This is a genomic window from Streptomyces sp. TS71-3, from assembly GCF_018327685.1.
Classification (GTDB): domain Bacteria; phylum Actinomycetota; class Actinomycetes; order Streptomycetales; family Streptomycetaceae; genus Streptomyces.
In genome coordinates this window covers 2,600,000-2,613,117 of sequence record NZ_BNEL01000003.1, presented here as the reverse complement: position 1 = coordinate 2,613,117, position 13,118 = coordinate 2,600,000, and the positions used below count along the sequence as shown (strand labels likewise).

Below are 13,118 nucleotides of genomic sequence, written 5' to 3'. Positions count from 1 at the left end.
GTACGCGCTCTCCTCCTGACACGGCCGGGCACGGCGCGGCGCGCCCCCGTGGCGGCCTTCACGCCATGCGCGCCGCGCCGTCCTGGATGGCCGCGCGGATGCGGTGGTAGGTGCCGCAGCGGCAGACGTTGCGGATGGCGCCGAGGTCGGCGTCGGCGATCTCGCGGCCTTCCTCGCGGGCCCGCCGCACCAGGTCCACCGCCGCCATGATCTGTCCGGGCTGGCAGTAGCCGCACTGGGCGACGTCGTTCTCCAGCCAGGCCTCCTGCATCGGGTGGAGGTCGGCGCCCGCGGTGTCGGCCAGGCCCTCGATGGTGGTGACCTCGTCGTCGGGGCCGATGTCCTTCACCGGGACGGAGCAGGGGTTGAACGCGGCGCCGTTCAGGTGGCTCGTGCAGGCACGGCAGACCCGCAGGCCGCAGCCGTACTTGGGCCCGGTGACGCCCAGCCGGTCGCGGAGCACCCACAGCAAGCGTACGTCGTCGGCGACGTCCACGGTGACGCGCCGGCCGTTCAGTATGAAGGTGTGGTCGGGCACGGCGGCTCCCCTTCGTCGGTGCTGGTGCGTCCCCGGGCCCGGCCCGTGGCGTCACCCACGGTTCGTGAGGCCGTCGGTGGGCGAGGCCGGGATGGATGGTGTGGTGGGCAGTGGCTCGAAGTACGGGCCGCCCGCGTGGTTGAGCGGGAAGTCCGTGGGGGTTTTCCCGGTGGCACGGGCGTAGGCGCAGGCGACGGCGGCGCAGGTGGCGGGCACGCCCAGTTCGCCGGCGCCGCCGGGGCCCTCGGCGGTGGGCGGCATCACGAACACCTGGACGTCCGGTGGGGTGTTCCACTGCCGGGTGTAGAAATAGTTGTCCCAGCTTCCTTCCAGGAAGTGGCCGTCCTGAAGGTGCAGGCTGGAGCTGAGGGCCAGGGCGATGCCGTCCATCGCGCCGCCCATCATCTGGGCTTGGAGCCCTCGCGGGTTGACGGGCAGCCCGACGTCCACGGCGACGACGGCCTTCGTCACCCGCGGTCCGGCGTACGCCTCGCCCTCCACCGGGCGGTTGACCGTCTCGGGGCGGCAGTCGATCTCCACGAGCGAGGCGGTCACGCTCCGGTACTCGGTGTGCAGGGCGATGCCCTGGGCGGTGCCCGCGGGCATCGCCCGACCCCAGTCGCCGGCCTCGGCGACCTTGTCGAGGACGGCGCGGTACCGGTCCTCCTTCAGCAGCCGGCGCCGGAAGGCCAGCGGATCCTGCCCGGTCTCGTGGGCGAGCCGGTCCATGACCAGTTCCTGGGCGCAGCGCACGTCCGGCGAGTAGATGTTGCGCATGCTGCCGGTGTTGAAGCCGGCGTCGGCCTCGCTGAGCAGCAGGGTGGTGACGCCGAGGTCGTACGGGATCTCCTGGGTGAGGAGGAAGACCGCCTGGGAGAAGGTCTGGTAGCCGACGGGCAGCCGGGCGGCCGAGGCGGTGATCATCTCGCCGAGGCCGTGGCCGAACTCGGTGACGACGCTGGTCTGCCGCTGCTCGTAGGTGAGGATCTCGCCGCCCAGGAGGGTGGCGCGGATCCGCGAGGTGCACATCGGGTGGGTGCGGCCCTGGCGGAAGTCGTCCGTGCGGTGCCACATCAGCTTCACCGGCTTGCCCATCGCCTTCGACACCTCGACGGCCTCCAGGGCCGCGTCGGAGAACAGCCGCCGGCCGAAGGAGCCGCCGCCCTCGGTGACGTGCACGGTCACGGCGTGCTGCGGCAGGCCGAGGCGTTTCGCGATGTCCTGCTGGGCGTCGATGGGCGACTTCATCGGGCCCCACACCTCGGCGGAGCCGTCGCGGACGTCGGCGACGGCGCAGTTGGGCTCCAGGGCGCTGTTGCTGCGGAAGTGGAACGTGAAGGAGGCGTCGACGGTCTTCGTGAGCAGCGGCACCTTCGGTACGGCGAGCGGGATCTCGGCGGCCTTCAGCTCCCGCAGCACGGAGGCGTCCGAGGCCGACTCCGCGGTGCCGGGGCCCCACTCGACGTCGAGCGCCCGCACCGCGTCGATGCACTGGCCGAAGGTCTCACCGCGCACCGCGACACCGGTGGAGACGGTCGCCACGTCGGTGATGCCGGGCAGCGCGGCGACCTCGGCGGCGTTGCGCACCGACCGCACCGTGCCGTTGATGGTGGGCGGGCGGCAGAGCATGGCGGGCAGCGCGCCGGGCACGTCGAGGTCCATGGCGTACTTCTTGGCGCCGGTGACGGCCTCGCGGGCGTCGACGCGGGAGCGGGGGGTGCCGATCACGGTGAAGTCGGCGCGTCCCTTGAGCGTGACGGCGACCTTCTTCGTGGTCCCCTGGGCGGCCTTGGCGGCGAGGGCGCCGTAGCCGACGGTGTGACCGGCGCGGTTGCTGACCACGCCCAGGTGGGTGGTCAGATCGGCGACCTCGTCGCCGAGTTCGGTCGCGGCGGCGTGCAGCAGCTGCCCCCGGGCGGTCGCGGCCGCCACCCGGATGGGGGTGTAGGTCGAGACGGTGGTGTTGGAGCCGCCCGTGAACTGGTTGAAGAGCAGTTCGGGGCGTGCGTCGGCGAGGGACACCCGCACCTTGTCCAGGGGCAGGTCGAGTTCCTCCGCGATGAGCATGGCCGTCGAGGTGGTCACGCCCTGGCCGACCTCGGCCCGCGGCAGGGCGAAGGAGGCGGTGCCGTCCTCGTGGACGGTGACCGTGATGAGGGACGCGGTGGGCAGCGTCGCGTCGGTCAGCAGATCGGTGAGGTCGACGAGGTCGGTGACGCCCGGTGGGGACGGCAGGGCGTGGGCGGCCGGGGCCAGTGCCGCCTGGCCGATCTCCGCCGCGGCGACGAGCGTGGGGGCGGCGAGGAGGAACCCGAGGAACGTCCTGCGTTCCACACCGCCTTCGTCCCCGCTCCCGTGCCCTCCCGCGTCCCCGTCCGAGCCCGCCGCTCTCCGGTCGTCCGCCATGCGTCCACCCTGTCCCGTCTCCCGGCACCCGTGTCGGTCCCTCAGGTGTGCCGTGGAACGCGGCCGTGGGGAAGGGGCCGGTGTCACGCATTCACGCACCGATCACAATAGATTCCCCGGCGAGTCACGGGACGGGCCTGCGCGCCCGCTGTCCGGCCGCGGAAAGCGGCGCACCGACCGCTCGGGCCCCGGCACATGGCCGGGGCCCGGGTGCGCGTCGGCGTCAGCAGTTGCCGCCGGTGTGCGCGATGTACACCGACTTGATGGCGGTGGAGGAGTTGCTGAGCTGGCTGTCGACGCAGGTCTTGCCGCCCCGGCCCCCGGTGCCCGGGGCGACGGCGGCGTCGTCGCCTCCGTTGTGGTTGTAGAAGGAGTGCGCCTGGGCCGGCAGGTCGTGCCAGTGTCCGGCGCCGCTGATCTCCATCTTCTCGCCCGTGAAGTTCTTTCCGGTCCAGGCGCAGAAGAACTGCCCGAGGCAGCCCTGGGGCACCGGATCGGCGGCGTGTGCGGTGCCCGGAAGCAGCGCGAGGGCGGCGGCTTCGACCTCGTGCACGCCCGGCTGGTGCTGGTGCACGTGGCGGACCGGGAGCAGGCCCTGCGCACGATGGCGGGCTCCCTGCGGCCCGGCGGATGGCTGCTGGTGGAGGACGCCGACCCCGCCCTCCAGCCGCTGATCTGCCTCGACGAGTACGGGCCCGAGCAGGAGCTGGCCAACAGGCTGCGGACCGGGTTCCGTTCACTGCTGGCGTCCCGGGGCGCCGACCTCGCCTACGGCCGCAGACTCCCCCGCCTGCTCCGGGAGGCGGGCCTGACCGGCGTCCACGCGGACGCGTACTTCCCGATCACCTCGGAAGCCTGCAGCGTCCTTGAGGCCGCGACGGTCCGCCACGTACGCGGCGGTCTGGTGGCCGCCGGGCTCGCGACCGACGAGGAGGTCGACCGCCACCTCGCGAACGTCGCCTCCGGCCGCCTCGACCTGGCGACCTCTCCCATGATCTCCGCGTGGGGGCGCAGGTCCTGGAGGAGCGAGCCACGCCGGCCGTTCGGTTCCGCTTCCCGTGCCGGAGGCGACAAGCAGGCGAAGGGAGTCCGGAGTTCTGTTCACGTGCGCGGACGTGCTGGTTAACAGCGCCGGACGCCGTCACCTTCACCCGCGGCGACACCGCCGACGTGTACGTGGCGCTGTCCGACGGATCCCGGCTCCCTGCTCGCTGCTCGCTGCTCCGGCTCCTCGGCGACGGCGTCCTGTGGCACGACCACTTCGCGGGCGGCGGCGCGGTGCCGCGCCCGAGCCTGTTCTGAACGCGTTCGACACCGGGCCGTGGTGGTATGTCCGCCAGAGGGCCTCCCACCGCGCCCCTGTTCCCCCTTCTCCCCACCGACCCATCAGGAGGACGCATGCACAGCGATGATCGGAACGCCCCCGCCACGCACCCGCGCAGGGACGGCATGAGCCGTTCGGCGTTCCTGAGAGCAACGGCGGGCGCGGCCCTGGCGGGCGGCCTGTCCCTGGTGTCCGCTCCGGCCGCGCGGGCGGCCGCGAACGGCGCCGAGCAGGCCCAGGCGCTGGACGTCCACAAGATGATGGACCTCACGGGCCCCGGTGTCACCACACGCTTCGCGATGGAGGCCACCGACCTCGGCATCCCGGCCCGCTGCCCCGACGGCTCGCTCCTGTTCGTCTTCGGCGACACCTTCCAGGACGCCCGGGTCGGCGGCAACTGGTGGCGCTCGCCCGTGGCACTGCGCGCAACCGCGGACTCCATGACCAACGCGGTGCGCTGGACCGGCTCGATCGGCGGCGAGCAGGCCCAGCAGCTGTGGTACTACGAGCACGACAACCCGGTGTTCTCCACCGTTCTGCCCTCCGACGTGATCACGATCGGCGGCAGCATGTTCCTGCACGTCATGGTGAACAGCGGCCTCGGGAACGTGGTCTGGACGGAGATCTGGCGGTCGGACGACTCCGGCGCGACCTGGTACCACACGGGCGCCAAGTTCCCGCCGGACCTGCACGGCGGCATGTTCCAGCTGTTCACCTGGGGCCTGGGAAACGACGGGTTCGTGTACGTGATGTCGACCGGGTTCCAGCGGGACAAGTCGCTGATCCTGCACCGGGTCCGCAGCGAGAGGATCACCGACCTGTCGGCGTACGAGCCGTGGGGCTGGCGCGACAACGCCTGGGCCTGGGGCAACCCGCCGACCCCGGTCCTGGAAGGCCGCTTCGGCGAGCTGTGCCTGCGCCCGCTGGACGGCAAGTGGATCCTGACGTTCTTCAACGCGGGCGACTACCGCATCGACGGCATCATCATGGACACCCCCACGTCCAACCTGTACACCGCCCACCGGGAGACGCTGCTGTGGGGCGGCGCGTGGGGCAGCGAGGACGACACCCACGTCGCCCAGCTCTACGGCGGCTACGTCATCCCCGGCTCGACCCTGAACGACCTGTCCCTGTCGGTGAGCCAGTGGAACACCAGCGCGGGCTGGCCGTACCGCGTCATGCAGTTCCGCATCCAGGGGTTCGGCGGCTGAACGGGGGCGGCGGCCCGCCTGGAACAGGCCGGCGTATGCCCGCTGGTGGGTGGCCACCTGGAGGAGATTTCATCACTCTTTCAGGAGTTACATCCCCCATATGGGGATTTCTATCCTGGCTGAGGCACACCACCTCGACCCGTGCCCAGGAGGAACCATGCCGACCATGCGTACCGGCCTCACCGCCATCGCAGTGGCCACGCTGCTCGTGGGGGCCACCACCGCCGTAGCCGCGCAGAGCGACGCCGGCACGGCTTCGCACGCATCATCAGCGTCCACAGGCATCGAGCATCTGCAGACCCAGGTCGACCTGCCGGCCGGCGTCTGGACCAACACCCCCCTGGAGGTCACCCTCCCGAGAACCGGCACCTACGAACTCGACGCGGACGTCCGCGGGCGTCTCGCCGGGACTCCCCCGATCAACACGTTCATCACCGCACGGCTGTGGAACGTCACGTCCGGCACCGCCGTGCCGTCGAGCGAGCGGCTCGTCAACCAGATCATCGACCTCAACCCGGGCAACGCCCAGGCGGGCAGCAACCAGACCGCGCCGATCAGCGAACTGATCCGAGTGAGGAAACGGACGACGATCCGGCTGCAGGCCCAGCGCATCGACGCCGTCGGGACGGCAGCCATCGCCCAGATCTACTCCGACGCGCAGGGCTTCACCTCCCTCCGCTTCGAGCGGGTCGGCTCCTGACGCAGTCGCACGTGGCCCCTGCTCCGCTCCCGGAAGCTCACCGTGCGGGGCACGGTCCACCATGCACGCCTGCCGGGTAGCCGGAGCCGGGGACGGGCTCCGGCTACCCGGCCACGGCCGTCAGGCCCGGGTGCCGAACTGCCGCACGAGGTCACGCACGGCCGCCTGGGCCTCCTTGGCCGCCGCGGTGGCCTCGGGCGCGTGCGAGGTGCTGATCTGGGCGACGCCGTCCCGGGCCGCTTCGAGCGCGCGGTCGAAGCCGGCCTGGTTCTCCGGCGTGGCAACGGACGCGCAGGACCCGTTCGTCAGCCGCGTCTGCGTGGCGTCCAGGGACGCCAGGAAGTCGTCGTAGTAGGTCCAGGTCCACTGGCCCGGAATCTTGAAGATGTCGGCGACGTCGAAGACGGCGTCGTTCGTGTACCCGTATGCCGCCCGCAGGGCCTCGGCGCAGCCGGCGCTGGTGGGGTCGGCCGCGTCGGCCGTCCTGATCGGGACGCTGGTGCCGACCTCGTCGCCCGCGTCGGGGAGCTGCGCGTAAAGGGCACGGGTAGAGCTCTCCAGCGACCTGGCAGCTGCCAGCGCGCTGCTCCAGTTCCGCTCGCCGGCCGCGGTCTTGGCGTCCTGGAGGGCGCCGAGGGCGGCGTCGAACGACGTCTGGATCACGGGTGTCACGAACGGTGCGCACATCCCGTCCGTCAGCGTCAGCTGGGATGCGTCGAGGAGCTTTCTGAAGGCGGCGGGATCCTTGCCTGCCTCGGCCTCTCCGCGGGCATCCGTGGCGTAGTTGGTCGCCTGGTACATGGAGCCTGAGCAGGCGTAGGTGTTGGTCGGCCTGCCGGTGTCGGCGGAGGCCGGGGCAGCGGCCGTGGCCGTGGCGACGAAGCCGCTGGCGGCACACGCCAGGACGGTGACCGTCCCGGCGATGCGACGGGACATCGTGCGGTGCATGGCTTCTCCCGTGGTGAGGGGGGTGGTGGGGGAATTGCTGGTGCCGAGTCATACGCCGCCCGCCCCCGGGTTGTTCAGCGATACAGGGTCGGCTTCTCGCCAAAGTCGCCGGCGGAATCCGACCCTCGTCACCAACCAGCGCCGCCATGCCACGGATCGCCCCGGCCTATGGTGCTTACTTCCACCATAGACAGATAATGTACATGCCATCCGGCGCAGTCGATCTTGGAAGGGGTCGGAGTGCCGAACACAAGACGTGCAAGACGCATGAAGCCGGCGCTGATCGCAGCACTCATACCGACGGTCATGCTCGGCGTCGCCGTGCAGCCGGCGGCGGGCCAGGTGTCCGGGCCACCGCCGATCATGACCTACGAGGGAGATCCCGGTCGCGCGGGCGACGCGGCGAGCTGGCGTACCCCTGAGTTCGACCGGGACGCCGGCCTGGTGTCGATGGGAGCCGAGTTCGCCTACGCCGCCGGCTACTCCGGAACCGGGATGAACATCGGCGTCGTCGACTCGGGCTTCTTCGCCGGGCACGTCCGGGAGCACGGGAGCCTGGACACGGACTACGCGGTCGGGGACCGCTACTACTCGGTGCGGGCCCAGGGCGGCCGGACGGGCCCCACGCCGGGGTTCTACGACCCGGCGTTCAACGACACCCACGGCACCCACGTCACCGGGACCATCGGTGCGAGTCGCGACGGCGTCGGCGAGACGCAACCGGGCGGGCCCGAGGCCAACATGCATGGCGTCGCCTTCAACAGCAACGTGTACCTGGGCAACACCGGCAAGACGGACGGCGTCCTCTACGGTCTGCTGCCGCCGGAGGCGACCGCCGCGCAGACGCCGGACGACGCCTACCTCAGCAACGTGTACCGGGCCGTCAACTCCGCCAGGACGGCGAACGGCAAGCCCGTCAGGATCATCACCAGCAGTTGGGGCAGCCAGCCCAAAACGGAGAACTACAACACGTATGACACGCCGCCCGGCAGCCCCGCGGGCTTCGGCCTGAACACGGCATGGCGCCTGTGGTCCACTCCGGACGGCGTCGTCGACGCGAACGGCAGCACCACCCGCTGGCTGAACGGTGCCATCAAGGCCGCGCGCACCGGCACGGTCATCCAGTTCACCGCCGGCAACAGCGGCTACGTGGACCCCTCGCCGCGAGGTGCCGCACCGTACTTCATGCCCGAGCTGGAGGGCAGCTGGTACACGACGTCCGGGATCAACCCCACCGTGGGGCGCACGTTCAACCCTGACGGCTCCGTCCTGGTCCCCGGCCAGCAGACGTTCAACCAGTGCGGCGTCGCGAAGTGGTCCTGCGTGACGGCGCCGGCCAACAACATCAACAGCACGACCGTGTCGGTCGTCGACGGCGTGCCCGAGCCCCGTTACGGCAGCGCGTCGGGGACGTCGATGGCCGGCCCCCACTCGGCTGCGGCACTTGCGTTGATCATGCAGCGCTTCCCGTACATGACCAACGAGCAGGCGCTCTACACGATGTTCACCACCGGCCGGCAGAACAACACGATCAGCGACGCGGCGGGCAACGCCGTGCCGAACCCCACCCGCGGCCAGATCGTGCAGGTGCCGGACAGCCGCAACGGTTGGGGCACGGTCAGCCTGCGGGAGGCCATGAACGGCCCGGCCCAGTTCCTGGGGCGGTTCGCCGTCGACACGCAGGGGCGCGACGACGTGTGGTCGAACGACATCTCGGACGTCGCGATCCGGGCCCGCCGGCAGGAGGACGCCGCCGAGGCGGCCGACTGGGCGGCGACCAAGGCCGCCAGGGGCTGGACCAGGGGCCTGCCGGCCGGCGCGAGCGACGCCGACAGGTCGGACTACGCCATCGGGGTCCGCCGCGAGCAGGCCCGCAAGGCCCGCGCCTACGAGGGCAGCCTCACGAAGCGCGGTGCCGGCACCCTGTTCCTCACCGGAAACGAGACCTGGCACGGGACGAGCACCGTCCTCGACGGCAAGCTCTCCGTCGTCGGCTCGCACGCGAGCGCCGTCGACGTGCGCGGCGGAACGCTCGGCGGCAGCGGCACCGTGGTGGGCAGCGTCAACGTCGGCCACGGCGTGCTGCGGCCCGGTCTCACGGCCGGCGAGGCCGCGCACCTCACCGGCGCTTCCGGCGCCGCCGGCAACGTCCTGAACATCGGCGGGAACGCGACCATCGGCAAGCAGGGGCGCGTGGCCGTCACGATCTCCGGTGACCGCGACTACACGAGCGTCCGGGCGGCGGGGAACCTGCGGCTGGACGGTGAGCTGGACCTGCACGTCCGCGGCAAGCTGACCCCGGGCACCGTGTTCACGATCATGAGGGGCAGCTCGATCAGGGGCGCCTTCCGCGCCCTGCCGGAGAACCGCGTTCTGAAGGTGGGCGGTTACCTGTTCCGGGCGTCCTACAAGAACGGCAGCATGACGTTGACCGTCATGCATGCGCTGGGGCACAACGGGACGTAAGCCGTGCCCCGTTGACTCGACTCGGCTCGGAGCCTCATAACCCGGAGGACAGGTGTCACCAGGGAGCCGTACGCCGGAGCCGGGGCCAGGCATGACAGCCCGGTACCCGCATGACGCGGCGTCCGCGGTGACACGCCGCAGCTACGACACGGTGGCCGAACGCTACGCCGCCGAGATCGGAGACGAACTCGGCGGCAAGCCCCTCGACCGCGCCCTGCTGGATGCCTTCGCCGAACTGGCCTCCGGTGGACCGGTCGTGGACGTCGGCTGCGGCCCGGGCCACGCGACAGCGCACCTGGCCCGCCGTGGAGCCCTCACCTTCGGTGTCGACCTGTCGCCTGCCATGTGCGCCATCGCACACCGCCCCACCTCCCTGCCGTTCGCCTCCGCGGACATGACGGCGCTTCCCATCCGCTCGCGGACGGTGAGCGGAATTGTCTGCTGGTACGCCGTGATCCTGCTGACGCAGGCCCAGCGAGCCGCCGCCTACGCGGAATTCGCCCGCGTGCTGCGCCCCGCCGGCCACGCACTCCTCGCCTTCCACACCAGCGACAGCGACACCCGCCCCGGACAGGCCACGCACCTCACGGAATGGTGGGACCGCCCCGTCGACCTCACCTTCCGCTTCCTCGACCCGGACGCCGAAACCGCGGCCCTCGCCCAAGCGGGCCTCACCCCCACCGCACGACTCGACCGATCGCCTCACCCCGAGCACGAGCACCCCAGCCGGCGGACCTACCTCCTGGTACGGCGGCTTCCCTAGGCACAACGGCGGACTGCGATCGAGTCGGGCGTCGTCGCCACGATCCTGGAGTACCTGAACGCCGGCCTGGTCGACGAGTTCTCGATCACGCTGTCACCGGTGCTCTTCGGCGCCGGCACCCGCCTGTTCGACGGCGTGGACGGGTCCAGGATCGCGCTGGAGCAGGTGCGTTCGCAGCCGTCGCCGCGGGTGACGCACCTGACCTGCACCGTGCACCGGCGGTAGCCGCGCCCTCGGCCCCGCCCCGGCGACCCGGGCACCGACGGCGCACACGCCCTCGTATCAGCCCCGATGCCCCCGCGGCGGGACGGGCGGGGTCTGCGACGGCGGCGCGTCCTTCGGATCGCTGCCCCAGCTCTTGTTCGGCTCGGACCCCATGGTCAGCGTCAGGCGTCCGCCCGACACGATCTCCTCGTGGGTGATCCAGGCGCGCGTGAGCGGGTGCCCGTTCAGCCGGGCGGACCGGACGTAGACGTTCGTGCCGGAGTTGTTCCTGGCCTCGACCGTGAACCTGGTGCCCCGGCTGGTCGTGAGGGCGATCTCGTCGAAGACGGGGCTGCCCAACTCGTAGACGCCGCTGGCGGGTGCCACCGGGTAGAGGCCGGACGCGGCGAGTACGTACCACGCCGACATCTGCCCGCAGTCGTCGTTGCCCGCCAGCCCGGCCGGGCCCGTCGCGTAGGCGTTCTCGCAGATGTACCGCGACCACTTCTGCGTGAGCCACGGTGCACCGGTGTGCACGAACATGAAGGCCATCTGGTGAACGGGCTCGTTGGAGTGGTTGTACTGGGCGTTCCACCGCATCATGTCCTCGGGCGGCGTCGCCTCGAACACGGCGTTCAGCTTGTCGTTGAAGGCGTCCCGCCCGCCGAGCAGTTCGACGATGCCCGGCACGTCGTGCGGCACGTACCAGCCCTGTTGCAGCGGTATCGACTCGACGCAGCCGTCCTGGTCGCCCATCCAGGAGCCGTCGGCGTTCCGTCCCCGGAACCAGCCGGCGTCCTTGTTGAACAGGTTGCGGTAGTTCCCCGCGGTCTTCTCCAGCGCGTCCGCGTCGTCCCCGTGTCCCGTCGCCCGAGCGAACCGGGCGAGCGCGAAGTCGGTGTAACAGTTCTCCAGGGTCTCCGACAGGCTGTTCTCGACGCAGTAGCCGAGCGCGGTCCAGTTCTGGAAGTCGTTGCGGTTCGACCGGTCGGCAGGGCCCAGGGCCACATCGCGGCAGTACCCGTAGGCCTTGTCCACGTCGAAGCCGCGGATCCCCTTCAGATACGCCTCGGCGATGATGTTGACCGCCGGGTCGCCGACCATCGTGTTCGTGTCCGTGCCCAGCAGCTCCCAGCGGGCGAGGCCCTTGACGGCGCCCGAGTCCGTCAGCGCCACCAGGGTGTTGATCTGGTCGCTGACCGTCTGCTCGTCGATGATCGACAGGAGCGGGAACTCGCCCCTGAAGACGTCCCACCCGCTGAAGACCGTGCGCTGGGTGAACGGGTCGTGCCGGAGCGGGCCCTCTCCGAAGCGGGACGTGCCGTCCGCGTCGCTGGAGATCCTCGGGTCGATCATCGTGTGGTACAGCGCCGAGTAGAAGATCTGGCGCTGCGTTTCGGTGCCGCCCTTCACGGCCACCCTGCCGAGCACCTCGGCCCACGCGTCGCGGGCTTCCTCCGCGACGGCGTCGAAGTCCCACCCGGGGATGGAGTCCTGGAGGTTGCCGCGTGCGCCGGCCACCCCCGTGAAGGAGATGCCCGACTTCAACAGGACCTGCTGCCCCGCCGTCACCGGGAACTCCACGAAGAAGCCGGCACTGTCGCTCGCGCTGCTCTGGCGAGTCGCATCACGTGAGACGCGGTCCCCGTCCCAGGTGCCGAACGAGGCGATCGGGTCCTTGAACCGCATCGAGAAGTACACCGTGTAGGACGGGCCGTTGCCGCAGATCCAGCCCCCGCCGGACCGGTCGGACTTCATCGAGCCCTCGATGGTGTGGCTGTCGACGAGCGTCAGTTCCTGGGCAACCGTGTGCGATCCGTCGAATCCGATGCGCCGAGCCAGGTCGACCTTGATCCGGCCGGTGCCGGCCTTGCTGAAGGTGAAGCGGAGCAAGCCCGCGCGTGGCGCCGCCGTCAGCTCAGCCCGTACGTCGTAGCGGTCGAGGTCGACCGCGTAGTAGCCGGCGCGCGCGATCTCGCTGTCCTTGCCGAAGGGGCTGTTCGCCTCGGCCCGGCCCGTGACCAGGTCGCCGGTCTGCGGCATCACCTGGAGGTTGCCGAGGTCGCCGTAGCAGCCGACGCCCCCCAGGTGCGTGAAGCTGAAGCCTTCGATCGTCATCATGTCGGCGGAGTAGCCGCTGCCGTTGTCGCCGCCGCTGACGGTGTCGGGGCTCAACTGCACCAGGCCGAACGGGGTGTCGGCGCCCGGGAACGTCTTGCCGCACGCCGTGTCCGGCGACGTCGTCAGCGCCCCGGTCAGCGGGTCGACGTAATCGACCAGCGCTCTCGCCTTGCGAGCCGCACCGCCGGCACCCGCCGTACCACCCCTGACCGGACCGCCTGCCGGCGCCTGGCCGCCGGCCGGGACCGCCGCGGCGGCCGTGCCGCCCGCGCCGAGGACGGCGAGCGCGCCGCCCCCCGCGCCGATGAGGAATCGGCGTCTGCCGACAGGTGTCCCGGAGTCCTGCGCAGATGTGTCACTCATGGTTCTCCTCCGACCGCGACGAGCAGACAACGTTATCGGACCCAAACTGACGGCCGTGCGTGGCGGCGTCAAGT

General features: G+C 71.1%; 11 protein-coding genes and 1 pseudogene. 7 read left to right on the top strand and 5 right to left on the bottom strand.

Annotated features, from left to right (window positions below):
* Window positions 1-58: 58 nt before the first annotated feature.
* The 3 genes from Sm713_RS35110 to Sm713_RS35100 all read right to left on the bottom strand — a co-directional run bounded on the left by Sm713_RS35110 (window position 59) and on the right by Sm713_RS35100 (window position 3,434).
* Window positions 59-538: a (2Fe-2S)-binding protein gene (locus tag Sm713_RS35110; protein WP_212913982.1), complete on the bottom strand. Its 480-nt coding sequence runs from the start codon at window positions 536-538 to the stop codon at window positions 59-61.
* Between the two features lie 51 nt (window positions 539-589).
* A complete protein-coding gene (locus Sm713_RS35105; protein WP_212913981.1) occupies window positions 590-2,944 on the bottom strand; it encodes a xanthine dehydrogenase family protein molybdopterin-binding subunit in 2,355 nt (784 codons plus the stop codon).
* A gap of 223 nt (window positions 2,945-3,167) precedes the next feature.
* Complete coding sequence (locus Sm713_RS35100; protein WP_249417108.1) at window positions 3,168-3,434, bottom strand: peptidase inhibitor family I36 protein; 267 nt, start codon at window positions 3,432-3,434, stop codon at window positions 3,168-3,170.
* Between the two features lie 39 nt (window positions 3,435-3,473).
* Between Sm713_RS35100 and Sm713_RS35095 the strand changes: the two are divergent.
* The 4 genes and pseudogenes from Sm713_RS35095 to Sm713_RS35085 form a co-directional block, all read left to right on the top strand.
* Window positions 3,474-3,959 (top strand): annotated as a pseudogene (locus Sm713_RS35095) (methyltransferase domain-containing protein); the annotation flags it as partial.
* A 155-nt stretch (window positions 3,960-4,114) separates the two neighbouring features.
* Entirely contained in the window at window positions 4,115-4,246 is a 132-nt protein-coding gene (locus Sm713_RS41320; RefSeq protein WP_283249842.1) for a hypothetical protein, read from the top strand.
* A 96-nt stretch (window positions 4,247-4,342) separates the two neighbouring features.
* Entirely contained in the window at window positions 4,343-5,479 is a 1,137-nt protein-coding gene (locus tag Sm713_RS35090) for a DUF4185 domain-containing protein (protein WP_249416894.1), read from the top strand.
* Window positions 5,480-5,636: 157 nt separating this feature from the next.
* On the top strand, window positions 5,637-6,179 hold the full coding sequence (locus tag Sm713_RS35085; RefSeq protein ID WP_212913979.1) for a hypothetical protein: 543 nt from the start codon (window positions 5,637-5,639) through the stop codon (window positions 6,177-6,179).
* Between the two features lie 120 nt (window positions 6,180-6,299).
* Here Sm713_RS35085 and Sm713_RS35080 read toward each other — a convergent pair whose 3' ends face one another.
* Complete coding sequence (locus Sm713_RS35080) at window positions 6,300-7,127, bottom strand: hypothetical protein (protein ID WP_212913978.1); 828 nt, start codon at window positions 7,125-7,127, stop codon at window positions 6,300-6,302.
* A 267-nt stretch (window positions 7,128-7,394) separates the two neighbouring features.
* Here Sm713_RS35080 and Sm713_RS35075 point away from each other — a divergent pair, with 267 nt between their 5' ends.
* From Sm713_RS35075 to Sm713_RS35065, 3 genes are all read left to right on the top strand, one after another.
* The gene (locus Sm713_RS35075) at window positions 7,395-9,593 is read left to right on the top strand and encodes a S8 family peptidase (RefSeq protein WP_212913977.1); all 2,199 of its coding nucleotides are present in this window, start codon (window positions 7,395-7,397) and stop codon (window positions 9,591-9,593) included.
* Window positions 9,594-9,684: 91 nt separating this feature from the next.
* The gene (locus Sm713_RS35070) at window positions 9,685-10,356 is read left to right on the top strand and encodes a class I SAM-dependent methyltransferase (RefSeq protein ID WP_212913976.1); all 672 of its coding nucleotides are present in this window, start codon (window positions 9,685-9,687) and stop codon (window positions 10,354-10,356) included.
* Between the two features lie 18 nt (window positions 10,357-10,374).
* The gene (locus tag Sm713_RS35065; RefSeq protein WP_308293222.1) at window positions 10,375-10,581 is read left to right on the top strand and encodes a dihydrofolate reductase family protein; all 207 of its coding nucleotides are present in this window, start codon (window positions 10,375-10,377) and stop codon (window positions 10,579-10,581) included.
* A gap of 57 nt (window positions 10,582-10,638) precedes the next feature.
* Here the strand turns inward: Sm713_RS35065 and Sm713_RS35060 are convergent, their stop codons facing one another.
* Window positions 10,639-13,044, bottom strand: a complete 2,406-nt coding sequence (locus Sm713_RS35060) for a GH92 family glycosyl hydrolase (RefSeq protein ID WP_212913975.1) — start codon at window positions 13,042-13,044, stop codon at window positions 10,639-10,641.
* Between the last annotated feature and the right edge of the window lie 74 nt (window positions 13,045-13,118).